This window comes from Rhizobium sp. RM (assembly GCF_013390595.1).
In the GTDB taxonomy this organism is placed as follows: Bacteria; Pseudomonadota; Alphaproteobacteria; order Rhizobiales; family Rhizobiaceae; genus Agrobacterium.
The window spans coordinates 1,183,169-1,207,942 of the sequence record NZ_JACAWV010000022.1 but is presented as its reverse complement, the minus strand read 5'-3'; the positions used below and the strand labels follow the sequence as shown (position 1 = coordinate 1,207,942).

The following is a 24,774-nucleotide window of genomic DNA, read 5'->3' as shown; positions in this document are numbered from 1 at the left end:
CGCACGGCTCAGGACTTCTGGAACATGGCGAGCATGCGCCGTGTTACGAGGAAACCGCCGACGATGTTGATCGTGGCGATCAGGACGGAAAGAGCGGCAAGGATGACCACCAACCAGTTGCTGGAGCCGATCTGCAAGAGTGCGCCGAGAATGACGATGCCTGAGATGGCGTTCGTCACGGCCATCAGCGGCGTGTGCAACGAGTGGCTGACATTCCAGATGACCTGGAAACCGATAAAGCAGGCGAGCACAAAAACGATGAAATGGCTCATGAAACTTGCAGGGGCGTAAACGCCGACGAGAAGCAGGATGGCCGTGCCAACAGCCAAGAGGCCAACCTGGCTCTTCGTCTGCGCCTTGAATTCCGCCAGTTCCTTGGCATGCTTTTCCGCCGGCGTCAGCTCCTTGGCTTTTTCCTTCGGTTTCTGCGCGGCAATGGCCTGAATCTTCGGTGGTGGTGGCGGGAAAGTGATGTCGCCCTGATAGGTCACGGTTGCGCCGCGAATGACATCATCTTCCATATTATGAACAACCTGACCGTCCTTCGCAGGCGTCAGATCGGTCATCATGTGACGGATGTTGGTAGCGTAGAGCGTCGAAGCCTGCGTCGCCATGCGGCTCGGGAAATCCGTATAGCCGATGACGATGACGCCGTTTTCGGACACGACGCGCTGGTCGGCAACCGTCAGATCGCAGTTGCCACCACGTTCGGCAGCGAGATCGATGATGACCGAACCCGGCTTCATGGCGGCGACCATGTCGGCCAGCCACAGTTTCGGTGCATCCCGTCCAGGGATCAGCGCCGTGGTGATGACGATGTCGATCTGCGGAGCAAGCTCACGGAACTTCTCAAGCTGCTTTTCTCGGAACTCGGGCGAGGACGGAGCGGCGTAACCGCCAGTAGTTGCACCATCCTGCTGTTCGGCAAAATCGAGATAGACGAACTCGGCACCCATGGACTCGATCTGCTCGGCCACTTCAGGGCGTACGTCGAAAGCATAGGTGATTGCACCAAGCGAAGTTGCCGTACCGATGGCTGCGAGGCCAGCGACACCTGCGCCAATGACCAGGACCTTGGCCGGGGGAACCTTGCCGGCTGCCGTCACCTGACCGGTGAAGAAGCGACCGAAGTTGTTACCGGCCTCGATCACCGCACGATAACCAGCGATATTGGCCATGGAGGACAGGGCGTCCATCTTCTGGGCGCGGGAAATGCGCGGCACCATGTCCATGGCGATGACATTCGCGCCACTGGCCTTGGCCTGTTCCAGCAGATCCTTGTTCTGGGCGGGATAGAAGAAAGAGATCAGCGTCTTGTCAGCCGACAGCCGCGCAACTTCGCCATTTTCCGGCGGCCGCACTTTTGCGATCACGTCTGACTGTGCATAAAGCGCATCCGCGCTCTCGGCCACGGTCACGCCTGCAGCGCGGTAAGCATCGTCGGTGAAACCGGCGGCTTTGCCCGCACCACTCTCAATCACGCATTCGTAGCCAAGCTTTTGCAACGCCAGGGCACTGTCGGGCGTCATGCCGACGCGGGCCTCGCCCTCATAAATTTCCTTGGGTGTCCCAATTTTCAAAATCGCTCTCCCTCTGCCGATCAATAGCGCCTCATACCCTATTCCGCGCGCAGTTGTCTCCAAATTGGTGGGCGTCTACCTGCGACGGAATGACCGACCGGGAAAGGTCACTTTCGGTACGGTTCGTACGGTGGCAACAAAAAACCCGGCAGTTTTGCCGGGTTTTTCGATTTTCTGTTCGACCTCGATCAATCCATCGCGTGGATGTCGCGATCCTTGGTTTCCGGCAGGAACAGCAGGCCAATGACCAGCGTGATGCCTGCGAAGATGATCGGATACCAGAGGCCGTAGTAGATATCGCCCTTGGCCGCGCTCATGGCGAATGCGGTTGCTGGCAGAAGGCCACCGAACCAGCCGTTGCCGATGTGGTAGGGCAGCGACATGCCAGAGTAGCGGATACGGGTCGGGAACAATTCTACCAGCAATGCGGCAATCGGGCCGTAGACCATGGTCACATAGATCACGAGCACGGTCAGCACCGCGATAATGACCACCCAGTTGACGCTCGCCGGGTCGGCGACCATCGAGAAGGTCCCACCATTGGCAATCGTAAAGACTGCCATTTCGGCCGCACCACCAGTTTCGGCTGCAGTCAGCAGCTTGTCGGCTACCAGCTTGTCCGTGGCGACCATTTTCCTTTCGGTGGCGCGAACGGCGTCGGCATTGAGGCCGAGTTCCGGATTGGCGGCAATGAAGGCGTCCAGCTTGGCTTCCGGCACCTGGGCAGCACCGCGGACCAGCGGATAACCACCGTCATGCAGGGCAATGTTCACCTGCTTCTGGAAAGCCCTGTCTTTGGCAGCGGCATCTGCACCGGCTGCGATTGCGTCAAAGCTGGTGATGGTGGCATCGCCGATCTTGACGGTCGCCGGCTGGCCCGCCGGTCCTGCAACGACGTCATAAGGGACGGAATTGCGTGTCAGGAACGATGTGGCGATATCGCAGGACGTGGTGAACTTTGCCGTTCCGGTCGGGTTGAACTGGAACCGGCAGTCTCCCGGTGCGGCCGTTACAGTAGCGCGAACGGTTGCCTGCGCTTCCGCCAGTGCCGGATTGCCTGCCCAGGTCAGTGCCTTGAACAGCGGGAAGTAGGTCAGCATCGCCAGGATGAGGCCGGCCATGATGATCGGCTTGCGACCGATCTTGTCGGACAGCCAGCCGAAGATCACGAAGAAGCTGGTGCCGAGGATAAGGGCTGCTGCGACCATGATGTTGGCCGATTGCCCGTCCACCTTCAGGATGCTCTGTAGGAAGAACAGTGCGTAGAACTGGCCTGTGTACCAGACGACAGCCTGACCGACGACGGCGCCGAGCAGGGCGATGATGGCGATCTTGGCATTTTTCCACTGGCCGAAAGCTTCGCTAAGCGGCGCCTTGGAGGTTTTGCCTTCTTCTTTCATCTTCTTGAAAGCAGGGGATTCGTTCATTTTCAGACGAATCCAGACCGAGACGCCAAGCAGAATGACTGACAGCAGGAACGGGATGCGCCAGCCCCAGGCAGCAAAGGCTTCGCGGCCAAGTGCGAACTGCACGCCGAGAATGACCACCAGCGAGAGGAACAGGCCGAGTGTTGCCGTCGTCTGAATCCACGAGGTGTAATAGCCGCGGCGGCCGTTCGGGGCGTGTTCGGCCACGTAGGTCGCCGCACCGCCATATTCGCCGCCGAGCGCCAGGCCCTGCAGCATGCGCAGAATGATGAGGATGATGGGGGCTGCAATGCCGATCTGCGAGGCACCGGGCAGGATGCCGACCACAAAGGTCGAGAAGCCCATGATGAGAATGGTAATGAGGAAGGTGTATTTGCGGCCGACGATATCGCCCAGACGACCGAACACCAGTGCGCCGAACGGGCGTACGAGGAAGCCGGCGGCAAAGGCAAGCAGCGCGAAGATATTACGGGTTGTTTCCGGATACTGGCTGAAGAAGTTCGCGCCGATATAGATTGCGAGCGAACCGTACAGATAGAAATCATACCACTCGAAGACTGTTCCAAGAGAAGAGGCGAAGATCACCTTCTTCTCTTCACCCGTCATGGGACGGGCGGAGCCGCTGACGGCTGCAACGTTTGCCATTGTCTGTCCTCCACAGATGTCAAATGAGCGTACCGCCGGAACCCGTCTCTCTCCTCCGAGTCCCCCCTAGAAGGCGCAGTACGCAGACAGGTAGAGTGACAGAAAATTAACCCAAGATAGAGAGATGCTTTGGGATTATGACTTTAGTCTAATGTTTCCTTTGCGGAAATGTCGCGGCGAGCCGCGTTCGAGGTCCCGCGCGAACGCCTAGCACGTGCCTTTGCGCTTGACAGAAACAAGAAACCTTCTAATAGCTGTGCCCGAAGAAGGAGCACGACCTTGAGCAGACATGTCGCATACATGAATGTCATGGAAGGACCGGCACAATCCGCCGGCGATCAACCGCGCTTTTCTCATTCCATCCGAATTACGGCCAAAACGACGATTAAAACCGTCTGACGTCTCTGGCCACCGCTCTCTCCCCGGTTTGGCTGGGGATCAAGGAAGCCGCGGGTTTTGCGGGTTCCCCCTCACCAAAAAGAGGAGAGATAGAAAGAGAGCTTGATCATGGGTTTTAAAGTTGCAATCGCAGGCGCCACCGGCAATGTCGGTCGCGAAATGCTTAACATCCTCGCAGAACGTGGTTTCCCGGCCGATGAGGTCGTGGCGCTCGCTTCGGCCCGCTCGCAGGGTACGGAAGTGTCTTATGGCGATCGGACGTTGAAGGTTTCCAACATGGAAAACTACGACTTCTCCGATACCGATATCTGCCTGATGTCGGCTGGCGGCGACGTTTCGAAGAAGTGGTCGCCGAAGATCGGCCAGCAGGGTTGCGTCGTAATCGACAACTCCTCCGCATGGCGTTACGATTCCGAAGTTCCGTTGATCGTTCCGGAAGTCAACCCGGATGCGGTTGAAGGCTTCACGAAGAAGAACATCATCGCAAACCCGAATTGCTCCACAGCCCAGCTCGTTGTCGCGCTGAAGCCGTTGCACGACGTTGCCAAGATCAAGCGCGTTGTCGTCTCCACCTACCAGTCGGTTTCCGGCGCTGGCAAAGAAGGGATGGACGAACTCTTCCAGCAGACCCGTGCGGTTTTCGTAGCCGATCCGGTTGAAGCGAAGAAGTTCACCAAGCGTATCGCCTTCAACGTCATTCCGCACATCGACGTCTTCATGGAAGACGGCTACACGAAGGAAGAGTGGAAGGTTCTCGCCGAAACGAAGAAGATGCTCGATCCGAAGATCAAGGTAACCTGCACGGCCGTGCGTGTTCCTGTCTTCATCGGCCATTCTGAATCGGTCAACATCGAGTTCGAAAACGAGATCACTGCCGATCAGGCCCGTGATATCCTGCGCGAAGCACCGGGTTGCCTCGTCATCGACAAGCGCGAAAACGGTGGCTACATCACTCCGGTCGAATCCGCTGGTGAAGATGCGACCTACATCTCGCGTATCCGCGAAGACGCGACGGTCGAGAATGGCCTGAACCTGTGGGTTGTTTCCGACAACCTGCGCAAGGGTGCAGCGCTCAATGCCATCCAGATCGCCGAGCTGCTGGTAAACCGTGGTCTCATCAAGCCCCGCAAGGCGGCTGCCTGATACCATTTTGTAAGGTTTGTTAAGTATAACCCGCTTGTTCTGTGTGGAGGACGGGCGGGTTTTCTCAAATTTGGGTCATCACGGCCAGTTTATTTGCAGGCTCATTCGCCGAAAGGCAATTTGATGCCACAGTTCTCGATAACAGAGACGTTTTTTCTTGGGACTGTTTCCCAAAAGGATATCGAAGGCAGATTTTGATGCGGGTTATGAAGGCAATCCTGGCCGGTACGGCCATGGTTTCGGTTTTGGTCGCGACGCCGGTTCTGGCTGCGCAGTGTGGTAACACCTCGGCTGGGTTCGGCGCATGGGTTGGCGCGTTCAAGCAGGAAGCGGTGGGCCGTGGCGTCAGCGCTTCCGTGCTCGACCGCGCCTTTGCCGGCGTTTCCTACAATCAGGCGACCATTCGCGCGGACCGCGGACAGCACAGCTTCAAACTGTCTTTCGACCAGTTCATGCAGAAGCGTGGTGGCCAGGCAATCATTTCGCGCGGCAAGACGATGAAGAAGAACAATGCTGCATTGTTCGCATCGATCGAAAAAGCCTACGGCGTTCCTGCTGGTCCTCTCCTGGCAATATGGGGCATGGAAACCGGTTTTGGAGGCTTCATGGGCAACCAGCACACGCTGTCTGCCGTTGCGACGCTCTCCTACGACTGCCGTCGTTCTGACTACTTCACCGAGCAGCTCTATGCTGCCCTCAAGCTGGTGGGTAATGGCTCCCTGAATGTCAACGCCAAGGGCGCAGCTCACGGCGAGATCGGCCAGACGCAGTTCCTGCCGCTCAACGTCGTACGTTACGGTGTGGATTTCGACCGCGACGGCCGCGTCGATCTGGTTGGCTCGCGCGCCGATGCATTGGCGTCGACGGCAAACTTCCTGGTCGGTCACGGCTGGCAGCGCGGTGCTGGTTATCAGCAGGGCCAGACGAACTTCGCCGCCATTCAGGGCTGGAATGCTGCCAGTGTTTACCAGCAGGCAATTGCCTTCATCGGCAAGGCGATCGACGGCCAGTAATCCCGGCCGTCAATCTCTTTTCAATCAAAGTTCCGGGCGGCGAAAGTCGCCCGTTTTGTTATCCATCACCCACAATTCGCCGGTCGAAATGTCGAACCAGGCGCCGTGCAGCTTGACCTTGCCGGCTGTTTCCTGCGCTTTCACAAACGGGAACGCACGAAGGTTGGCGATGGAATTGCGGATGGAAACGCGCTCCAGTGCCGTCTGCCGCTCGGAAGGCGTCATGACGTCGTTGCTCTGGATCTGTTCGGCGGCCGATTTGACCAGATTCATCCATTTGCCGATGAAGTCGCCGGGCGACAACGGTTCCAGATTGGGGTCGAGGGCTGCCTGAATGCCACCGCAGCGGCCATGGCCCATGACTACGATGTCCTTCACCTTCAGCACCTGCACGGCATATTCGATTGCCGCAGACGTTGCGTGATACTGACCATCCGGCTCGAAGGGCGGCACCATGTTGGCGACGTTTCTGACGACAAAAAGCTCGCCCGGTCCGCAATCGAAAATCGTTTCCGGTGCAGAACGGGAGTCGCAACAGGCAATGAACAGGGTTTGCGGCTTCTGGCCAGTTTCCGCCAGAACGCGATATCGTTCGCGCTCGTCGGCGTAGCGACCGGCCATGAAGTTCTTGTAACCGTTCAGAAGGTTTTCTGGAAAATCTTTCATGATATCGCAGTACCGTTATGCTGGACCGGATCGCGAGACGAGCCCGGTGCGTTGAAGACCATCCTCCGGGCGCTATTTGCGCCTGCTGCGTGAAGGATGCAAGAGATGACGCGTTTGTACCATGGCCATTGGCGTGGAAAGGCTGGCGGAATCGGTTTCAAGCGTCAATTCGTTCATGTCGCGTTTTTTGGTTCTGGCGAGGACTTCAAACACGCTCGCTGTGGCCAGTTGCAGCGCCTTTTCGTCATCCATGCCTTCCAATAGCCGGGCAAGGAAAAGGGCCGATATCAGATCGCCCAGGCCGTTCGGCGCATCCTCGATGGCACGGTGTTCGGCCAGGAGTGCGTGTTTGCCGCTGAGGTAGAGATTGCCGGTGCCGCCAGCCATCATCGGCACGGCTGAGGTCACGAGCATCTTCGAAGGACCGAGTGCCAGTGCCGCATCCATGATCGCATTGTTGGTCTCGAGTTCTGCGCCGCTCATCCAGGCGAGTTCGTACCGATTGGGGGTTGCCAGTGTTGCCAACGGAATGAGTTCGTCGCGGATGGCCGCGGCCGTCTCCTCGGGAATGTAGAGGCCGCCCTTGTCGCCCATCACCGGATCGCAGGCATAGATCAGTGCGGGGTTCTTTTCCTTCAGGTTGCGGATCATGCGGGCAACGGAACGTACCTGTGATGCACTTCCGAAGTAGCCGGTCAGGACGGCCTTGACCTCGCCAACCCACTTCGCGTTTTCGAGATCGGTCACGGCCTTGTCGAAATCATCGTCCTGAAATCTCATCCGGGTAGAGGGGCCGTGGCCGGGATGCCACGGCATGACAATGGTCGGGACAGCCCAGACCGGAAAGCCCAGCGTTTCCAGAGCGAAGACGGCGGCACGGTTGCCGACCGATCCACGCATCACATGGCTGGAAATAACGATGACAGCGCCCTGGGTATTTTCCTGCATCACGGCCTTGCTTTCAAACGCTGCTGGCATGCGCGACTGCTTTCGGCCGCGTTGCCCGAAGATCAAGATGCGCTCTCATGACATATCGCATCTCCAGTTTCCACCGCTAATCCCGCAAGGGTTTATCCCGTAAAAGCATGGCAATGAAAGTCCGGCGCCAGTTTCGCCTGTCATGCACGCTGGCATTGCGGGATCGGCGAACTGCACTATAGTTCGATCATGCTCGATTTGATTGTCGCCTACTGGCCGCATATTCTCGCTGTTCTTTCGGTTCTGATGGGGACCGTGGCGGCGGTGCATGCCACCATGACCAAGGAAGAGGTTCGCTCGGCGCTCGGCTGGGTGGGCGTTATTGTGCTCTCGCCGATTGTAGGAGCCGTGATCTACGCAATTGCGGGCATCAACCGTATCCGCCGCTCGAACCTCACACAGCAGCGTTCCTTCATGCAGGACGAGATCATGGATCGGGTGGCGCAGTTCGATGCCACCGGCCAGATGATTGCCGAACGTTTCGGGCGCCGTTTCGAGGCAATGAAGACGTTGGGCGACAGGGTGACGCGTCATGCTCTGACCACGGGAAACAGTATAGAAACGCTCGTCACTGGCGACGAAGCCTATGCGCACATGCTCGACGCCATCGAACAGGCGAGACGCTCGGTCATTCTGGAGACCTACATTTTCGACAATGACAGGATTGGTGCTCGCTTTGTCGAGGCTCTGGAAAGGGCAAAGTCGCGTGGGGTCGAGGTACGCGTTCTCGTCGACGCCGTCGGCGCTCGCTATTCGGTGCCCAGTATTCTGCCAACGCTACGGGACAAGGGCATCGCGGCGAATGTCTTCAACGGCAACGTCATCATGGGGCTTCGTTTGCCTTACGCCAATCTGCGTACGCACCGAAAGATCCTCGTGGTGGACGGCAGTATCGCGTTCAGCGGTGGAATGAACATTCGCGAGGGATTTACCTCCGAGTTCGCCGGAGAACATCAGGCGCAGGACAGGCACTTCAAGATTACCGGTCCAGTGGTTGCCGATTTCTTTTCGATAGCGGCAGAGGACTGGCGCTTCACCACTGGCGAGTTGCTGGACGTTCCCATGTGGGACCCGGCAATTCCCCTGAGCACGCCGGGCTCGCAGCTTGTTGCACGTGTCTCTTCGTCAGGTCCGGACAAGAGCATTGAGACGAACCACAAGATGCTGATGGGTGCCTTTTCCATCGCGCGATCGTCCATTCTCATCATGTCGCCCTATTTTCTCCCGGATCGAGAGCTTATTTCGGCGATCACGACTGCAGCGAGGCGTGGCGTTCTGGTGGATATCGTCGTCCCGAAAAGCAATAATCTCGTGCTGGTGGACCGTGCCATGACAGCGCAGTTCGACCAGATGCTGAAGAATTATTGCCGCATCTGGCGCGCGACAGGGGCGTTCAACCATTCCAAGCTCGTGGTGATCGACGAGTGCTGGGCTTACGTCGGTTCGTCCAATCTCGATCCACGCTCGTTGCGGCTGAACTTTGAAATCGATCTTGAAGTGATGGACAGGGACTTTGCGGGACAAACGGCTCAATACATCAGAAAGGTGCGGGATAATGCGGTTCCGGTGCGATTGGCCGAACTAATGGCACGGCCATTCGTTGTCCGTTTGGGCGAGCGCGTCCTGTGGCTTGCCTCGCCTTACCTCTGACCGGAAAGACAGCATGAAACGAAAAGATGTGCCTGAAGATGCAGAGATGAAGGTGGCGAAGAACACAGGCTTGCCGGCCTTCGTGATCAAATCGCTGCGTGAACGCAAGAAACGGCTGACGCCATCTCTTGTGACCAAAAATCATGCCTTTCCGGTCATCGCATCCTACAATGTTCACAAATGCGTCGGGCGGGATCGAAAGTTCGACCCTGAGAGGACGAGCCGCGTCATTCAGGAAATTGGCGCCGATATCATTGCACTTCAGGAAGCAGACAGCCGGTTTGGCGAGCGTACCGGCCTTCTCGATCTCGCACGGCTGGAGCGCGAGAGCGGTCTTGTTCCCGTGCCGGTTCAGGCGGGTGTGAAAGCCCACGGTTGGCACGGCAATGTCGTGCTGTTTCGCGAAGGTGCAGTGCGCGACGTCCATACGCTGAAACTGCCGGGATTGGAGCCACGAGGAGCTTTGGTGGTGGAACTCGACCTGAAGCACGGCGGTACCCTGCGGGTTATCGCGGCGCATTTCGGCCTGTTGCGGCATTCACGTGCCCGGCAGGCACAAGCTCTTCTGGGGTTGCTTGAAGAGCGTGATGAATACCCGACTGTTTTGATGGGCGACCTCAACGAATGGCGCCTCGGCAACGGTTCGTCGTTGAACACGTTGCGGGACGCGTTCGGCGGAATGCCGCCGGCGGTCCCGAGTTTTCCGTCCAATCTGCCGGTTCTGGCGCTCGACAGGATCATTGCCAACCGGGCGGGACTGGTGGAGCAGGTAGAGGCGCATGACAGTGCCCTGGCAAGAATTGCCTCAGACCACCTGCCGCTAAAAGCCGCGATCAGGACCGATTTGCTGGCAGGCTGAACGCTGCTTTCCAGACATCAGCGATCTATTGCAAGTCACACGCCCGGCACTGCCGCAGTGTGGCCGTGCAAGCGTGCTTCAAGCAATGACTGGCGGATAGCTTCCATCAACCGGTGCCGGTTGCTTCTGGTTTTTCCCTTGTCCAGATTTTGTGCGGAAAGGGCGAGATCCAGACCTTCATGCATTACGATCGAATAGGCGACGGACGTCGCCCAGCTTTCGTAGTCGTGCTCCATCATGCAGCTCCTGAACCAAATCATTCAGTTCGAATCATGGGCGTGAGGCTAACATAAATTTCAAGTATAAACAAAGATGTACGTCGATAATTACATGGTGTCGTCTGGATCTATTCGGGTTATCTTGATTTTCCGCCCCGGTCTTTGTTCGTTGTTTTCGTCTAAGCAGTTGAAATAGATTCTATTTTAGAGAAGCGGGTTGTTTTAATACAAAAAATGCCACGCATGCTGAGATGCGTGGCATTTCGCAGACACAGCAACATGGCTGCGCCAGGCGGTGGCTCTTGGTCGGTGTCAGCCTGCCTTTTCGAGCTTATAGTCCGAATTGGCTGCCTCTTCCTGCTTGTGCTGAACCAGCGGTCGGTTACCCGCAAGCTTGCGGATCAGCACGTAGAACACCGGCGTCATGAAGATGCCGAAGAACGTTACCCCGATCATGCCGGAGAACACGGCGACACCCATGGCGGCACGCATTTCCGCGCCCGCGCCGGTCGAGACCACCAAGGGAACGACACCCATGATGAAGGCCAGCGAGGTCATCAGGATCGGGCGAAGGCGCAGACGGCTTGCCTCGATGGCGGCGGCAATCGGCTTCCTGCCTTCGAACTCCAGTTCTCGGGCGAACTCCACGATCAGGATCGCGTTTTTCGCCGAAAGTCCGACAAGGACAACGAGGCCTATCTGGGTGAAGATGTTGTTGTCTCCACCTGTCAGCCAGACGCCCGTCAGCGCCGCCAGAACACCCATTGGCACGATCATGATGATGGCGATCGGCAATGTCAGGCTTTCATATTGCGCTGCCAGCACAAGATAGACCAGGAGCAGGGCAAGCGGGAAAACGATGATGCTCGAATTGCCGGCGAGGATCTGCTGGTAGGTCAGGTCCGTCCACTCGAAGTCGATGCCGGGAGGCAGCGTTTCGTTGAGGATTTTTTCCATTGCGGCCTGTGCCTGACCGGACGAGAAGCCGGGGGCAGGGCCACCATTGATGTCGGCCGCAAGGAAACCGTTGTAGCGGTTCGTGCGTTCCGGACCTGTCGTCGCGTCAACTTTTAACAGCGTGGACAGAGGAATCATCTGACCCGTTGCCGAGCGAACCTTCAGACGTCCGATGTCTTCCGCATGGGCGCGGAACTGGGCGTCTGCCTGCACCCGCACGCTGTAGGTACGGCCGAAGGCGTTGAAGTCATTGACATAGAGTGACCCCAGATAGATCTGCAGCGTCTGGAAAACATCCGTCACCGAGACGCCAAGCTGTTCCGCCTTTGCGCGGTCGAGGTCGGCATAGAGCTGCGGGACATTGATCTGGTAACTGGAGAAGATGCCAGCCAGTTCCGGTGTCTGATAGGCCTTGGCAATGACCGCCTTGGTGGCTTCGTCAAGCGCCTGGTAGCCGTAACCGGCACGGTCCTCGATCTGCAGCTTGAAGCCGCCGGTCGTGCCGAGACCGTTGACCGGTGGCGGCGGGAACATGGCGATGAAGGCGTCCTGAATACCAGCGAATTTCTGGTTCAGTTGCTGGGCGATGGCGTTACCGGAAAGCTCCGGTGTCTTGCGCTTTTCGAAGTCGTCGAGAACCGCGAAGACGATGCCCGAGTTGGAGCCGATGGTGAAGCCGTTGATCGACAGGCCGGGGAAGGCGATGGCGTTGCTGACGCCGGGCGTTTCCATGGCGATATCGCTCATGCGCTTGATGACATCTTCCGTCCGGTCGAGTGTCGCGCCATCAGGGAGCTGGGCGAAACCGATCAGATACTGTTTGTCCTGACCGGGGACGAAGCCGCTCGGAACCGTCGAGAACATGCTGTAGGTGGCGCCAACCAGGGCGAGGTAAACCAGCATGACAAGGCTCTTGCGCGATACCAGTCCGCCGACAGTCCGGCCGTAACCGTTGGAGGCGGCGCCGAAGGCGCGGTTGAAGCCACGGAAGAACCAGCCGAAGATCTTGTCCATGCCGCGCGTCAGCCAGTCCTTGGGTGCGCCGTGCTCCTTGAGCAAGAGTGCCGCGAGGGCGGGAGAAAGCGTCAGCGAGTTGATGGCCGAAATCACCGTCGAGATGGCGATGGTCAAGGCGAACTGCCGGTAGAACTGGCCCGACAGACCGGAAATGAAGGCCAATGGTACGAACACGGCGACCAGCACCAGCGCAATGGCGATAATAGGCCCGGAAACTTCGCGCATCGCCTTATAGGTCGCGTCGCGCGGAGATAGACCATTCTCGATGTTTCGCTCGACGTTCTCCACCACCACGATGGCATCATCCACCACGATGCCGATCGCCAGCACAAGGCCGAACAATGTCAGCGCGTTGATCGAGAAACCGAACGCGTACATCACACCGAAAGTGCCGATGATCGATACCGGAACGGCGATCAATGGAATGATCGATGCGCGCCATGTCTGCAGGAAGATGATGACAACGAGTACCACGAGGCCAACGGCCTCGAGGAGTGTGTCGACAACCTTCTCGATGGAAGAACGTACGAATTTTGTCGTGTCGTAGACGATCTCGAACTTCACGCCGTCCGGCATCGCCAGTTGCAGATTGTCCATGGTTGCACGGACATTGTCGGCGATTTCAATGGCGTTGGAACCGGGTGCCTGAAGGACGGCCACGGCCACGGCAGGCTTGCCATCGAGCAGAGAACGCAGGGTATAATCAGCCGCACCAAGTTCGATGCGCGCGACGTCGCGAAGACGGGTGATTTCACCGTTGGCACCGCTCTTGACGATGATGTTGCCGAATTCTTCAGGCGTGGTCAGGCGGCCCTGCGCATTGACGTTCAATTGCAGATCGACGCCGTTAGGGCTTGGCGAAGCGCCAATGATACCGGCTGCGGCCTGAACGTTCTGCTGACGGATCGCATCAGAGACGTCGCTGGCGGCGAGATCATGTTCGGCAACCTTTTGCGGATCGAGCCAGACGCGCATGGAATAGTCACCGGCGCCGAAGACCTGCACCTGGCCGACGCCTTCGATGCGGGCAAGACGGTCCTTGACGTTCAACGTCGCATAGTTGCGCAGATAGGTGATGTCGTAGGCGTCGGTCGTGGAGACGAGGTTGACGACCATGATGAAGTCTGGCGAACTTTTCACCGTGGTGATGCCGAGCGCGCGGACTTCCGAAGGCAGGCGTGGTTCTGCCTGCGAAACGCGGTTCTGCACCAGTTGCTGCGCCTTGTCCGGGTCGGTACCGAGCTTGAAGGTAACGGTCAGCGTCAAGACGCCATCCGAGGTTGCCTGGCTCGACATGTAGAGCATGTCCTCGACGCCGTTGATCTGCTCTTCAAGCGGTGTCGCCACCGTTTCAGCAATGACTTTCGGGTTAGCGCCCGGATAGGTCGCGCGTACGACGACGGATGGAGGAACGACTTCCGGATACTCGGAAATCGGCAGGGCGCGCATGCCGAGCAGGCCCGCCACCACAATCAGCACCGACAGAACGGCGGCAAACACCGGTCGGTCGACAAAAAATCTGGAGATGTTCATTTCAAAGCCCTCTCCGGGGTGAAAATCTGGAATGCAAAGCCCTATTCCGGTAGCGCGGTGCTACCAGTTTCAGGGCATTTTCTGTTGGGAGGCGGCGGCTCGCGAATGCGAGCCGCCTTTATGACTTACTGGGTCGCCGCGACCTTTTCTTCCGACTGCGGTGCGACCGTCGCGCCGGGGCGAATGCGCTGCAGACCATTGACGACGATCGTGTCGCCGGCACTGAGGCCGCTTTCGACGATCCGCTGACCGTCGGCCGAAGCGCCGGGCTTGATCTGGCGGTAGCTGACCTTGTTCTCGCCATCGACGATGAACACGAACTTCTTGTCCTGGTCGGTGCCGATCGCCCGATCGCTGATAACGATGCGGTTTTCTGGTTTCGGTTCGCCCATTCTCACCCGAACGAACTGGCCGGGAATGAGCCTGCCGTCAGGGTTTTCGAAGACGGCCCGTACACCAATGGTGCCGCTTGCGGAATCGACCTGGTTGTCGATCAGATGCAGGGTGCCCTTGATCGGGGTGCCTTCATCCGAAAGCGTGCCGATCTCTACCGGGATCTGCTCGAGAGCGGGCAGGGCGCCATCTGTCTTCGGCAGTTCGGATAGTGCTCGTGCGACGGTTCCTTCGCTGGCGTTGAAGCTGGCGTAGATCGGGTTGACCGACACCAGTGTCGTCAGCGCTGCTGAGGTGGAGCCGGCAGCCACGAGATTGCCTGCGGTGATTTCGATCTTGCCGACGCGACCGGAGACCGGTGCACGAATTTCGGTGTAGCCAAGGTCGAGTTGGGCCGTGGTCAGGGCCGCGCGGGCAGCACGAAGCTGGGCTTCTGCGTCAGCGAACGAGCTTTGCCGTTGATCGAGGTCACTCTGCGAGATGGTGCGGTTGTCAGAAAGACGACGACCGCGATCCAGCTCTGTTCTTGCGAGGCTGACCTTGGCTTCTGCCGAGGCAACCTGTGCCTCTGCGCCTGCGACGGCGGCTTCAAAAGGGGCCTGGTCGATGGTGAAAAGCGCATCGCCCTCTTTCACCAGCGCGCCTTCACGGAAGTGAACGGCCTTGATCTGACCGGCAACGCGAGAGCGGATCTGCACCCGGTCGACAGCTTCGAGGCGGCCGGAGAATTCCTCCCAGCGCATGACATTGCGGCTTTCGACGGTCGCAACCGTCACCGGCACTGCAGGTGGTGCTTCGGGCGAAGACGCAGCCGTTGCATCGCGGCTTGTAGGCAGGTCGAATATGAGGGCTGCCGCAGCAACAGAGACAGCAAGTCCTATACCGGCGCCCGTCAGGGCCCGGCGCTTCGTGTTCAGCGTCATGGGTTTCTCCTTGGCTCGAACTCAGAGCCGATCGAATTTTGAATAGATACGCTTCAGTGTTTCAAATCCTGGACGAAGCTCGTGAATTCCGAACAGACGGACGAAACCCATCTGCCTCCCTCTCCACGATAGAGCCCTGTCCAGCCGGTTCCGGCGGGGAAGACATGCTGCCGGACGCCGACGCCCGATGACACAAGCCTTTCCGCATAACCGATTGTTTCGTCGCGAAGGGGATCATCCTCCGCGGTGAATATCAGTGCAGGTGCGACACGGTTGAGACGTGTGCACTGGCATGGTGCGGCGTAGGGGTGGAAAAAGCCGCACGCCTTGGCAAGGTAGTGGCTCCATCCATCCGCCCAACGCTGGCGCATGCCGATCTTGTCCGCGTCGCGAAAAGATTCTGTCGTCATCATCGGGTCGATCATTGGCGACAAAAGAATCTGTCCGGCAAGCTTGCCGGGCATCCGGTCCCGCGCTTTCAGTGCAAGTCCGGCTGCGACGTTGCCACCGGCTTCTTCGCCGGCGACGAACAGCAGCGATTTCGCGCTGCCATAATGCTTGCGGTCCCTGCTGACCTGATCGAGCGCTTCAAAGGCGCAATCAATCACCAGCGGGAACTCGTTGCCCGAAGGCTTGCTGTAGTCCGCCTCCACCACAATGGCACCGCTTTCCGCAAGTGCGCGTGCGACTGGAAGTTCCGGCCGATCCGCATCCGTTTCGAGAAACGAACCGCCTCTGAGATAAAGCACCACCGGTGGCGTGCGGCACAGGTTGGCGCTTTCATAACGTCGTGCGAGAAGGGGCTGTCTGGCCGCCTGGCCGCACCCTAATGTCTCCCATCGCATCGCCATGACACCAATTCCTGGACCGGCAGAAACCAGATCCTGTTGCAAAACCTGAAATGCATATTATTGTTCGGCTCAGATCGATCAAGTATGCCAACTTGAATTCACTGTTCCAAAAAAACGAATAATCGAGCGTCTGAGAGAATTATGGATCAACTTTCGGCCATGCGCGTTTTCACGCGTGTTGTGGAAACCGGCAATTTCAGCCGTGCCGCGACGGCATTGAGCATGCCCAAAACCACCGTTACCAACATGGTGCAGGCGCTGGAGGCGCACCTGCAGACCACGCTTCTCAACCGTACGACACGACGCGTCATGTTGACGACGGATGGCGCGCTTTATTACGAGCGTGCTGCGCAAATTCTGTCGGAAATTGAAGAACTTGATGGAAGTATGTCTAGTGCCCAGGTGCAACCGTCCGGGCGCTTGCGGGTAGAAATGGCAGGCGTCTTCGCAGATCTTCTGGTTATTCCGAATCTGTGCGATTTTTATCAGCGCTACCCACATATTCGCATCGATCTCGGTGTCGGTGACCGCCTCGTCGACTATCTTGCCGAAAACGTCGACTGCGCGCTGCGGGTGGGAACGCTACGCGACCAGTCCCTGATTGCCAGAAAAGTAGGCGAACTCAAATTCGAGACCTTTGCTGCCCCGTTCTACATCGAAAATTTCGGCATGCCGCAGACGCCGGAGGATCTTGAAAACGATCATTATTCGGTCGGTTACCTGAATGCCACGACCGGCCAGATCATGCCGATGTCGCTGGATAACGGTGTCCGTAGCGTCGAATTGACGCCGCGTTACGTGGTGTCGGTCAACGACAGTCGTAGTTATCTCAACGCTGCGCTGGCGGGCATGGGCGTGATCCAGCTTCCTCTTTTCATGGTCAAGGAGGCTTTGGAAAAGGGTGAACTGGTGCGGGTCTTCCCGGAGTGGCGTTGTGAGGCAATGCCGATCTACGTCGTCTACCCGCAAACCCGACATGTCACAAACAAGGTTCGCGTTTTTGTCGACTGGTTGGCAAAGCTGGTTCACAACAACATCTGATCTGACTACCCCGCGACCTTATCCGCAACAAAATCGATGAAAGCACGTACGCGCGCAGCCAGGTGCTCGTGGCCAGCGTAGACCGCATGGATAACTTCAAGGTCCTGCGGATTATAGTCTTCGAGAACAGGTACCAGCAGTCCAGCATCGATATCCGGTCGCACGTGGAATTCTCCAACCCTTCCAAGGCCAAAGCCCGAGAGGCAGAGGCGGCGCATAGCCATGCCACTGTTGACCGATGCGTTACCGGAAACAGGCAGTCGATAAACCTCATCCGTGTCGGGGTTCCTGAACGGCCATTCGTTGAGGTTTCGATTGAAGTTGAAGCTGAAGCAGTTATGGCGAGCCAGATCCTGTGGCTTTGCCGGTGCGCCGTATTTTTCGAGATAGACGGGGGAGGCGACGATCATCCGTCGGACCTCCAGGAGTTTTCTGGCCTTGAGTGCAGAGTCCTCCATCGCACCTGACCGTATCGCAATATCGGTCCGCTCTTCGATCAGGCTGATGACACCATCCGTCAGCGAAATATCCAGTTCCACCTCCGGATAAAGCGAGAGAAACTCCGGTGCGAGCGGCAACAGATAGCGTTCGCCAAAGCCCAGCGTGGCATTGACCCGCAAAAGGCCGCGAGGCACCACCTTGCCACCGTTTGCGACGATCTGCTCCGTCTCTCTTATGTCGGACAGAATGCGCCTTGCTCTGCCGAGATAGATTTCGCCCTCCGGTGTCAGGGTCACAAGTCGCGTCGAGCGCTGAAGCAGGCGTGTGCCAAGCCGGTCTTCGATGCGTGTGACGAGTTTGCTGACGGCAGAAGGGGAAAGCCCAAGTCTACGTCCGGCTGAGGAGAAGCTTCCCAGCTCTGCGGCTGTCACAAAGACTTCCATTTCCCCAGCGCGATTGTCCATGACTGTTCACCTATGAATTGAATTCCAAGGTATTTATCCATTCTTGCTGATTATCACGCAAGTGCTCTTCCCTCATATTGCGCCCATCAATCGTTCCAACAGACAGCGCGGCTGTCTTCAGCGCTCTCGATATCGGTCGAGGGAAGGGAATTCGTCATGCCTTTGGCTATTTTTGCTTTGACGATCGCGGCCTATGCGATCGGTACTACAGAATTCGTGATCGTCGGGTTGTTGCCGACGGTTGCGACGGATCTCAACATAACCTTGCCGCTGGCCGGCCTTATCGTCAGTGTTTATGCGCTTGGTGTCACGTTCGGCGCTCCGGTTTTGACCGCGCTGACGGGCCGGATCGAAAGAAAGCCGCTGTTGCTTGGACTGATGGCGTTGTTCATCGTCGGGAACACGTTGGCGGCTCTGTCATCCAGCTACGAGTTTCTGCTCGTTGCCCGTGTTCTCGCCGCTTTCGCTCACGGTGTCTTCTTCTCCGTCGGTTCTACCATCGCGGCTGACCTCGTCCCGGAAAATCGGCGTGCCTCTGCGATCGCCATGATGTTCATGGGCCTGACCGTCGCGATCGTTACCGGCGTGCCGCTCGGCACCTATATCGGCCAGGTCTTCGGCTGGCGTGCCACTTTCTGGGCTGTTTCGGCCCTCGGCGTCATCGCCTTTGCCGGTATCGCAGCCCTGTTGCCGAACACGTTGAAAAAAGCGCCGCCTGCGAGCCTTCTCGATCAGGTTCGGGTTCTCGGTTCCGGTCGTCTGCTGATTGTTTTCGCCATGACGGCTTTCGGTTACGGCGGGACGTTCGTTGCTTTCACCTTCCTGGCGCCGATCCTGCAGCAGATTACCGGTTTCTCTGAGTCCAGTGTCAGCCTGATCCTCGTGCTTTATGGTATCGCCATCGCAGCGGGCAACATCGGTGGTGGCAAGATTGCCAACCATAATCCGGTCAAAGCTTTGATTGGTCTGTTTCTGGCGCAGGCGATCGTCCTGCTGGTGTTTTCCTTCACTGCCGTATCGCCGATCCTGACACTTGTTACACTTGCCGCGCTTGGCTTCCTGTCCTTTGCCAATGTTCCCGGCCTGCAGCTCTATGTCGTGCAGCTTGCCAAGGAACATCGTCCCGGTGCGGTTGATGTGGCTTCGGCACTCAACATTGCCGCCTTCAATCTCGGTATCGCCATTGGTGCCTGGCTCGGCGGTCTTGTGGTCGAATCTCCTCTTGGCCTTGGTGCTACCCCGTGGATCGGCGCGATCCTCGTCGCTTTCGCCCTGCTGCTGACAATCTGGAGCAGTGCTCTCGACCGTCGCGCGGCTCCGGTCCTGAAAGCTGCCTGAACCCGTACCCAACATCATCAATCTCAACACAATCGTCGCGGCGCAAACTGCCGCGACTATCTCCAGGAGCAAGCTCATGCATACAGTCACCGCAAATGGCGCAGCTATTCCGGCACTCGGCTTTGGAACCTTCCGCATTCCGGGCGCCGATGTTCTCAGGATCGTTCCGCACGCACTGAAGGCCGGTTTTCGTCACGTGGATACCGCTCAGATTTATGGCAATGAGGCCGAGGTCGGCGAGGCGATTTCCGGCTCCGGCATAGTTCGCGGCGATATTTTCCTGACGACCAAGGTCTGGGTCGAAAACTACAAGCACGATGCCTTTATTGCGTCGGTGGATGAGAGCCTGACGAAGCTCAAAACAGACTATGTTGATCTGCTTCTTCTGCATTGGCCGAATGAGGCCGTTTCGCTTGCCGAACAGATCGGCGCTCTGAATGCAGTGAAAGAGGCAGGGAAAGTCCGTCATATCGGTGTTTCCAATTTCACCACAGCATTGATGGCCGAAGCGGTTGCTCTGTCGAGCGCGCCGCTTGTCACCAATCAGATCGAGTACCATCCGTATCTCAATCAGGACGCAGTGATTGCAGCGGCACGTCAGGCCGGTCTGTCGATTACCGGTTACTTTGCCATGGCGGATGGAAAGGTTTTCAATGAACCGGTTCTGAAGGATATCGCCTCCCGGCACGGCAAGTCGGTTGCGCAGGTGGTGTTGCGCTGGCTTGTGCAACAGGACGGTGTGATCGCGCTGTCCAAGACGATCACTGAGGCCCGCGTGGCTGAAAATGCCGCAATCTTCGACTTCGCTCTCTCGACTGAAGATATGGCTGCCATCCATGGTCTAGCCACGTCTGAAGGCCGCATCGTTTCGCCCGACGGCCTTGCGCCTGTCTGGGACAAGGCAGCCTAGTCTGGCAAATGTGGAGGGAGGGGCGTCTGTCCCTTCCGCCATTCGATGATGAACGGCAAGGAAGCATACAAGCCGAAGATGCATCTACGGCATTGAATTCTTTGACATTTAATCTGGGAGAATTTGGAGCGGGCGAAGGGATTTGAACCCTCGACCCCAACCTTGGCAAGGTTGTGCTCTACCCCTGAGCTACACCCGCTCATAAGCCAACGGTCCGGGGTAGTAAGCTGAACCGTGGGTCACCAGTGTTGCGGCGACGGGTGCTATATCGCTCAATCGATTTTGGAATGCAACACTTTCTTTTGCAGATTTATCGGAAATTCTCATCTGATTGTCGCATTGGAGCGCTATCGTTTTGATGCGGGGAAATCGAAAAATCACCCATTTACATTTGGTTAAAATCTGATTCGACAAGTGATTCGTTCGGGTGTACAAATTTCCTGTCCACGAAAAAATCAAAAACAAACTTGTTGAACGATACTTGGCATGTCATCGGGAGGATGAGCCTTGTCGTATGCGGCTTTTCAAAGAGTTGGCGCGCAGTTGTCGCCAGAGCAGATTACCGATCTGCAGAACATTTTCGATGGCGTATGTTTTGAGTGCCTTGAAGATCGTAGCAGTCATGTCGCCAATGAGTGCGCGGCGGTACTCATCCGCAGCGCGCAGCGCGGTATTCTCGACCATGAGATGCTGCGGGATATCGGCCTTGCCATATTGCGGCGGCATTAGCGGTATGCGTCCTGTCGGTCGCTGAATGACGCTCCGACATTGCAGATCAACCATTGTTCTCTCCGAAAATCGATTTCGATTTTCGGCGATGATGTGTTGACGATCATTTCAGATTACGAGTTCACGCGAGCGTATCTCTGCAGTGTGTCGAATGAAAAACGCCCGGTTTTGTCCGGGCGTTTTGGTGTCTGGATAATGTCTAGCCCAGGATGTGGTTCAGTTTTTTTCCTGAACATGCGCCTCGAGGAACCACAGCGCCTTGTCGAGATCGCGCGAGGCGGCGGTGAAGATATCGGCTGTGGTGGGATCGCCGGCCTCGTCGGAATCGTCGATTGCCTTGCGTATCATGTTCGCCACGTCGCCATAACGATCGATCAGTGCGCCCAGATGGTCGTGGATTGCATAAATGTCAGTTGGATAGGCTTTGAGCGCTGTAGCAGATGAAACGGACTGCAGGCTGCCGAGGGCGGTGCCGCCAAGCTGCACGACCCTTTCAGCGATGGTATCGCCATGATCGTCGAGTTGCGTGCGGAAACCGTCGAGAAGTTCGTGAACGGCGATGAATTGCGGTCCCTTGAGGTTCCAGTGCGCCTGCTTTGTTGCCAGCGCCAGGTCGATCACCGAAGCGAGCGATTCGTTGAGAATGCCGATCACGGTCGACTTCGCGTTGGAGGGCAGGTCGTTCTTCGTCTTGTGCGTCTTCATCGATGTCTCCTGAAGGGTGCGGACGGAATGCCGCTTTGGAAATCTTCGGTTTTCTGGAAAGGGGAGGCAAAGATAGGGCGTCTTCGCTCTGTGTCCCCTTCCTGTTCTTTCAACTAACGCTCCGGCTTGCGCCGCGTTCCACCCGAAACGGTGGTCATTCCAGAATTCCTTACGATAGCGATGTGTCACGCATAGAACAGGCAAATGCGCTGGCCGTCCATCTCCTTCACATCGATATCCATGTCGTAGATTTCCCGCAAAACCTCTGGCCGGATAATATCTTCAACGCTGCCGTGGCGATTGATATGGCCGTCGCGCATCGCGATGATGTGGTCGGAGTACCAGGAGGCGAAGTTGATGTCGTGCAGCACCACAACGACAGTCTTCTTCAGCTCGTCTGCCGCCTTGCGCATGATCTTCATCATGCTTGAGGCATGTTTCATGTCGAGGTTGTTCAGCGGTTCGTCCAGGAGCACGTAATCCGTATCCTGGCACAGAACCATGGCCACGAATGCACGCTGACGTTGGCCGCCAGAGAGTTCGTCGAGAAATCGATCGGCGAGGGATTCGAGATGCAGATAATCGAGTGCCCTGTCGATGTGTACCTTGTCCTCAACGGTGGGTCTGCCTTTGGAATAAGGATAACGGCCGAAGCCGACGAGATCGCGAACAGTCAATCTGGAGGAGATGTGATTGTCCTGGCGCAGGATGGAGAGGCGCCTTGCTAGCGTGTCCGAGGGCGTTTTTGTGACGTCGAGCCCGTCCACGGTCACCGTTCCCTTGTCCATCGACATCAACCGGGCAACGATGGACAGAAGCGTGGATTTTCCTGCCCCGTTCGGTCCGATTATGGAGGTGACGCCACCGGCCGGAATGGAAATGGAAACGTCGTTGACGACAACGGTGCCGCCATACGCTTTGCTGACCGCGTTTGCGATGATCATCGCGCACCCCGCTTGAGAATAAGTCCGATGAAAACGATGCCGCCCAGAAACTCGATGATGATGGAGAGTGCGGTGTCAAAGGCGAAAAGCCGCTCCAGCACCACCTGACCACCGACGAGGCAAATGATGGCGATCAGGATTGCCGCAGGCAGCACATGGGCGTGTTTGCCGCTCCCCGTCAAATAGTGTGCAAGTGCTGCGACGAGCAGGCCGAAGAACATGACCGGGCCGACAAGGGCGGTAGAAACCGCAATCAGAACCGATACGAGCACCAGGATGATCGTGACGGTGCGTTTGTAATCAACTCCGAGGCTGATGGCCGCGGCGCGCCCAAGGGAGAGAACATCAAATGTGTGCATCAGGCGTAGGCCGATCACCGTCACCGCGCCAATGATGACGGCGGAAATGGCGAGAAGCGTCGGATCGATAGAATTGAAGCTGGCAAACAGCGAATCCTGCAGAACGGCGAATTCATTCGGATCGAGCACTCTTTGCATAAAGCCCGAAAGGCTTCGGAAGAACACACCAAAGACGATGCCGACCAGCACGAGAAGGTGCAGGCTGCGTTCAGCACCTACGAACAGCCAGCGATAAAGCAACGCGGAAAAGGTGACGAGCAGGGCGGTTTCTGCCAGAAACTTGATCTGCGGATCGATCATCACCACCGTGGCGGAGGTGAAAACGAAGATCAACGCCGTTTGCACCAGCACGTAAAGGGAATCGAATCCCATGACGGAGGGTGTCAGGATGCGGTTGTTTGTGACCGTCTGGAACAATACCGTTGAAACGGCGATAGCGTAAGCGACCATCAACAGCGCCCAGAGCTTTACGCCACGAAATGCCAGCACGAAGCTCCAGCTTCCTTTCGCGCCAAGTGTCATGAAGGCGGCGGCGGAGATCAATGCAAGCGCCAGCAAGATCAGAAGGACGATGCGCGCTCGTGTATCGGGGTTCCTCTCAGACATGGCGACGCTTCCGCAATAGCAGATAGAGGAACATGGCACTCCCGATCACACCGACCACCGTACCGATCGGAATTTCATATGGTGCCCGGATTGTTCTGCCAATGATGTCGCAGACAAGGACGAAGATTGCGCCAAGCGTCGCAACCCACGGAACCGAGCGGCGCATGTTGTCGCCAATCATCATGCTCACGACGTTGGGAACGATCAGGCCGAGAAACGGGATCATCCCCACTGTTACGACCACAACAGCGCTGACAAGCGAAACGATGGTCAGTCCCAGTGTCATGACGCGTCGGTAGTTAAGGCCAAGGTTGGTGGTAAAGTCGCGTCCCATGCCCGCCACTGTGAAGCGATCAGCGGCAAGATAGGCCGCGATGGCGAAAACGAAACCGACCCACAGCAATTCGTATCGGCCGCGTAAAACGCCGGAAAAATCCCCGGTCATCCATGCGCCGAGTGATTGCAAAAGATCAAAACGATAGGCGAAGAAGGTGGTGATGGCGGAGATGACTCCGCCCAGCATGATGCCGATCAAGGGCACCAGCAAAACATCGCGCAACGGCACCTGTCTTAAAATTCGGAGGAAAAGCGCTGTACCGGCCAGAGCGAAGGCTGCCGCGACAAGCATCTTGCCGAAGATCGGGGTTTCCGGCGCCAACATGGTGACCACCAGAAGGCCGAGGCTGGCCGATTCCGCCGTGCCGGCTGTCGAGGGTTCGACAAAACGATTGCGCACAAGCATCTGCATGATGAGACCGGTGATCGCCATCGAGCTTCCGGCAAGGATAAGCGCAAGCGTGCGTGGAATGCGGCTGACCAGCAATACCAGCATCGCACGGGCTTCTGTCTCCGACGACATCAGCGCCGTGATCGACACGTCGCTGACACCAACGAAAAGGCTGGTGACGGCAAGGCCGAATGTGGCGAGAAGGGCGAGTGCCAGATATTTCAAAGCGGGTCTCTGATGCACGGCAGGCTCCAGACG

21 protein-coding genes and 1 tRNA gene are annotated in these 24,774 nt (G+C 57.5%); 7 read left to right on the top strand and 15 right to left on the bottom strand.

The annotated features are described in order from the left end of the window. Nucleotides 1-8: 8 nt before the first annotated feature. Nucleotides 9-1,580, bottom strand: a complete 1,572-nt coding sequence (locus HWX89_RS22395; protein WP_138791327.1) for a Re/Si-specific NAD(P)(+) transhydrogenase subunit alpha — start codon at nucleotides 1,578-1,580, stop codon at nucleotides 9-11. A gap of 188 nt (nucleotides 1,581-1,768) precedes the next feature. Continuing rightward, nucleotides 1,769-3,652, bottom strand: a complete 1,884-nt coding sequence (locus HWX89_RS22390; protein ID WP_178340871.1) for an MFS transporter — start codon at nucleotides 3,650-3,652, stop codon at nucleotides 1,769-1,771. 507 nt (nucleotides 3,653-4,159) lie between these two features. Between HWX89_RS22390 and HWX89_RS22385 the strand changes: the two genes are divergently transcribed. Then, nucleotides 4,160-5,194: an aspartate-semialdehyde dehydrogenase gene (locus HWX89_RS22385; protein WP_138791326.1), complete on the top strand. Its 1,035-nt coding sequence runs from the start codon at nucleotides 4,160-4,162 to the stop codon at nucleotides 5,192-5,194. A 197-nt stretch (nucleotides 5,195-5,391) separates the two neighbouring features. Beyond that, entirely contained in the window at nucleotides 5,392-6,207 is an 816-nt protein-coding gene (locus tag HWX89_RS22380) for a lytic murein transglycosylase (protein ID WP_138791325.1), read from the top strand. Between the two features lie 24 nt (nucleotides 6,208-6,231). Here the strand turns inward: HWX89_RS22380 and HWX89_RS22375 are convergent, their stop codons facing one another. Next, nucleotides 6,232-6,873, bottom strand: a complete 642-nt coding sequence (locus tag HWX89_RS22375; RefSeq protein WP_138791324.1) for a carbonic anhydrase — start codon at nucleotides 6,871-6,873, stop codon at nucleotides 6,232-6,234. A gap of 72 nt (nucleotides 6,874-6,945) precedes the next feature. Then, nucleotides 6,946-7,821, bottom strand: a complete 876-nt coding sequence (pdxY, locus tag HWX89_RS22370; RefSeq protein WP_138791411.1) for a pyridoxal kinase PdxY — start codon at nucleotides 7,819-7,821, stop codon at nucleotides 6,946-6,948. A 219-nt stretch (nucleotides 7,822-8,040) separates the two neighbouring features. Between pdxY and cls the strand changes: the two genes are divergently transcribed. Together cls and HWX89_RS22360 are read left to right on the top strand one after the other, a co-directional pair. Next, nucleotides 8,041-9,501 (top strand): cardiolipin synthase, encoded by a 1,461-nt coding sequence (gene cls / locus HWX89_RS22365; protein WP_138791323.1) that lies wholly within the window; start codon nucleotides 8,041-8,043, stop codon nucleotides 9,499-9,501. 13 nt (nucleotides 9,502-9,514) lie between these two features. Then, nucleotides 9,515-10,360, top strand: a complete 846-nt coding sequence (locus HWX89_RS22360; protein WP_138791322.1) for an endonuclease/exonuclease/phosphatase family protein — start codon at nucleotides 9,515-9,517, stop codon at nucleotides 10,358-10,360. A gap of 35 nt (nucleotides 10,361-10,395) precedes the next feature. Here the strand turns inward: HWX89_RS22360 and HWX89_RS22355 are convergent, their stop codons facing one another. From HWX89_RS22355 to HWX89_RS22340, 4 genes are all read right to left on the bottom strand, one after another. Continuing rightward, entirely contained in the window at nucleotides 10,396-10,599 is a 204-nt protein-coding gene (locus HWX89_RS22355) for a hypothetical protein (RefSeq protein WP_178340870.1), read from the bottom strand. Nucleotides 10,600-10,890: 291 nt separating this feature from the next. Continuing rightward, a complete protein-coding gene (locus HWX89_RS22350; protein ID WP_138791320.1) occupies nucleotides 10,891-14,085 on the bottom strand; it encodes an efflux RND transporter permease subunit in 3,195 nt (1,064 codons plus the stop codon). Nucleotides 14,086-14,210: 125 nt separating this feature from the next. Continuing rightward, a complete protein-coding gene (locus HWX89_RS22345; protein ID WP_138791319.1) occupies nucleotides 14,211-15,401 on the bottom strand; it encodes an efflux RND transporter periplasmic adaptor subunit in 1,191 nt (396 codons plus the stop codon). 53 nt (nucleotides 15,402-15,454) lie between these two features. Next, the gene (locus tag HWX89_RS22340; protein WP_138791318.1) at nucleotides 15,455-16,252 is read right to left on the bottom strand and encodes an alpha/beta hydrolase fold domain-containing protein; all 798 of its coding nucleotides are present in this window, start codon (nucleotides 16,250-16,252) and stop codon (nucleotides 15,455-15,457) included. 141 nt (nucleotides 16,253-16,393) lie between these two features. On the opposite strand from HWX89_RS22340, the gene HWX89_RS22335 reads away from it, so the two are divergent. Further along, on the top strand, nucleotides 16,394-17,293 hold the full coding sequence (locus HWX89_RS22335) for a LysR family transcriptional regulator (RefSeq protein ID WP_138791317.1): 900 nt from the start codon (nucleotides 16,394-16,396) through the stop codon (nucleotides 17,291-17,293). Between the two features lie 5 nt (nucleotides 17,294-17,298). Here the strand turns inward: HWX89_RS22335 and HWX89_RS22330 are convergent, their stop codons facing one another. After that, entirely contained in the window at nucleotides 17,299-18,198 is a 900-nt protein-coding gene (locus HWX89_RS22330; protein WP_138791316.1) for a LysR family transcriptional regulator, read from the bottom strand. Nucleotides 18,199-18,354: 156 nt separating this feature from the next. On the opposite strand from HWX89_RS22330, the gene HWX89_RS22325 reads away from it, so the two are divergent. Both HWX89_RS22325 and HWX89_RS22320 read left to right on the top strand, forming a co-directional pair. Further along, complete coding sequence (locus HWX89_RS22325; protein ID WP_138791315.1) at nucleotides 18,355-19,536, top strand: MFS transporter; 1,182 nt, start codon at nucleotides 18,355-18,357, stop codon at nucleotides 19,534-19,536. A gap of 76 nt (nucleotides 19,537-19,612) precedes the next feature. Then, nucleotides 19,613-20,446 carry an aldo/keto reductase gene (locus HWX89_RS22320; protein ID WP_138791314.1) on the top strand — a complete coding sequence of 278 codons (834 nt, stop codon included), beginning with the start codon at nucleotides 19,613-19,615 and terminating at the stop codon, nucleotides 20,444-20,446. Between the two features lie 124 nt (nucleotides 20,447-20,570). On the opposite strand, the gene HWX89_RS22315 is transcribed toward HWX89_RS22320, so the two are convergent. The 6 genes from HWX89_RS22315 to HWX89_RS22290 all read right to left on the bottom strand — a co-directional run bounded on the left by HWX89_RS22315 (nucleotide 20,571) and on the right by HWX89_RS22290 (nucleotide 24,741). Continuing rightward, nucleotides 20,571-20,645 (bottom strand) — tRNA-Gly (locus tag HWX89_RS22315). Nucleotides 20,646-20,935: 290 nt separating this feature from the next. Further along, entirely contained in the window at nucleotides 20,936-21,229 is a 294-nt protein-coding gene (locus HWX89_RS22310) for a hypothetical protein (protein WP_178340869.1), read from the bottom strand. 162 nt (nucleotides 21,230-21,391) lie between these two features. After that, the gene (gene dps / locus HWX89_RS22305) at nucleotides 21,392-22,069 is read right to left on the bottom strand and encodes a DNA starvation/stationary phase protection protein Dps (protein WP_400964907.1); all 678 of its coding nucleotides are present in this window, start codon (nucleotides 22,067-22,069) and stop codon (nucleotides 21,392-21,394) included. Next, nucleotides 22,066-22,824, bottom strand: a complete 759-nt coding sequence (locus HWX89_RS22300; RefSeq protein ID WP_138791311.1) for an iron ABC transporter ATP-binding protein — start codon at nucleotides 22,822-22,824, stop codon at nucleotides 22,066-22,068. Before HWX89_RS22300 ends, dps begins: the two co-directional genes overlap by 4 nt. Next, on the bottom strand, nucleotides 22,821-23,789 hold the full coding sequence (locus HWX89_RS22295; RefSeq protein WP_138791310.1) for an iron chelate uptake ABC transporter family permease subunit: 969 nt from the start codon (nucleotides 23,787-23,789) through the stop codon (nucleotides 22,821-22,823). Before HWX89_RS22295 ends, HWX89_RS22300 begins: the two co-directional genes overlap by 4 nt. Then, complete coding sequence (locus HWX89_RS22290; RefSeq protein ID WP_138791410.1) at nucleotides 23,782-24,741, bottom strand: ABC transporter permease; 960 nt, start codon at nucleotides 24,739-24,741, stop codon at nucleotides 23,782-23,784. The genes HWX89_RS22295 and HWX89_RS22290 overlap by 8 nt, the downstream gene beginning before the upstream one ends. Nucleotides 24,742-24,774: the final 33 nt, after the last annotated feature.

Bases quoted from the DNA above. Each gene is read 5' to 3' on its own strand.
- HWX89_RS22390 (WP_178340871.1), bottom strand. From the start codon at position 3,652: ATGGCAAACGTTGCAGCCGTCAGCGGCTCCGCCCGTCCCATGACGGGT.
- HWX89_RS22385 (WP_138791326.1), top strand. From the start codon at position 4,160: ATGGGTTTTAAAGTTGCAATCGCAGGCGCCACCGGCAATGTCGGTCGC.
- HWX89_RS22380 (WP_138791325.1), top strand. From the start codon at position 5,392: ATGCGGGTTATGAAGGCAATCCTGGCCGGTACGGCCATGGTTTCGGTT.
- HWX89_RS22375 (WP_138791324.1), bottom strand. From the start codon at position 6,873: ATGAAAGATTTTCCAGAAAACCTTCTGAACGGTTACAAGAACTTCATG.
- pdxY (WP_138791411.1), bottom strand. From the start codon at position 7,821: ATGCAGGAAAATACCCAGGGCGCTGTCATCGTTATTTCCAGCCATGTG.
- cls (WP_138791323.1), top strand. From the start codon at position 8,041: ATGCTCGATTTGATTGTCGCCTACTGGCCGCATATTCTCGCTGTTCTT.
- HWX89_RS22360 (WP_138791322.1), top strand. From the start codon at position 9,515: ATGAAACGAAAAGATGTGCCTGAAGATGCAGAGATGAAGGTGGCGAAG.
- HWX89_RS22355 (WP_178340870.1), bottom strand. From the start codon at position 10,599: ATGATGGAGCACGACTACGAAAGCTGGGCGACGTCCGTCGCCTATTCG.
- HWX89_RS22350 (WP_138791320.1), bottom strand. From the start codon at position 14,085: ATGAACATCTCCAGATTTTTTGTCGACCGACCGGTGTTTGCCGCCGTT.
- HWX89_RS22345 (WP_138791319.1), bottom strand. From the start codon at position 15,401: ATGACGCTGAACACGAAGCGCCGGGCCCTGACGGGCGCCGGTATAGGA.
- HWX89_RS22340 (WP_138791318.1), bottom strand. From the start codon at position 16,252: ATGGCGATGCGATGGGAGACATTAGGGTGCGGCCAGGCGGCCAGACAG.
- HWX89_RS22335 (WP_138791317.1), top strand. From the start codon at position 16,394: ATGGATCAACTTTCGGCCATGCGCGTTTTCACGCGTGTTGTGGAAACC.
- HWX89_RS22330 (WP_138791316.1), bottom strand. From the start codon at position 18,198: ATGGACAATCGCGCTGGGGAAATGGAAGTCTTTGTGACAGCCGCAGAG.
- HWX89_RS22325 (WP_138791315.1), top strand. From the start codon at position 18,355: ATGCCTTTGGCTATTTTTGCTTTGACGATCGCGGCCTATGCGATCGGT.
- HWX89_RS22320 (WP_138791314.1), top strand. From the start codon at position 19,613: ATGCATACAGTCACCGCAAATGGCGCAGCTATTCCGGCACTCGGCTTT.
- HWX89_RS22310 (WP_178340869.1), bottom strand. From the start codon at position 21,229: ATGGTTGATCTGCAATGTCGGAGCGTCATTCAGCGACCGACAGGACGC.
- HWX89_RS22300 (WP_138791311.1), bottom strand. From the start codon at position 22,824: ATGATCATCGCAAACGCGGTCAGCAAAGCGTATGGCGGCACCGTTGTC.
- HWX89_RS22295 (WP_138791310.1), bottom strand. From the start codon at position 23,789: ATGTCTGAGAGGAACCCCGATACACGAGCGCGCATCGTCCTTCTGATC.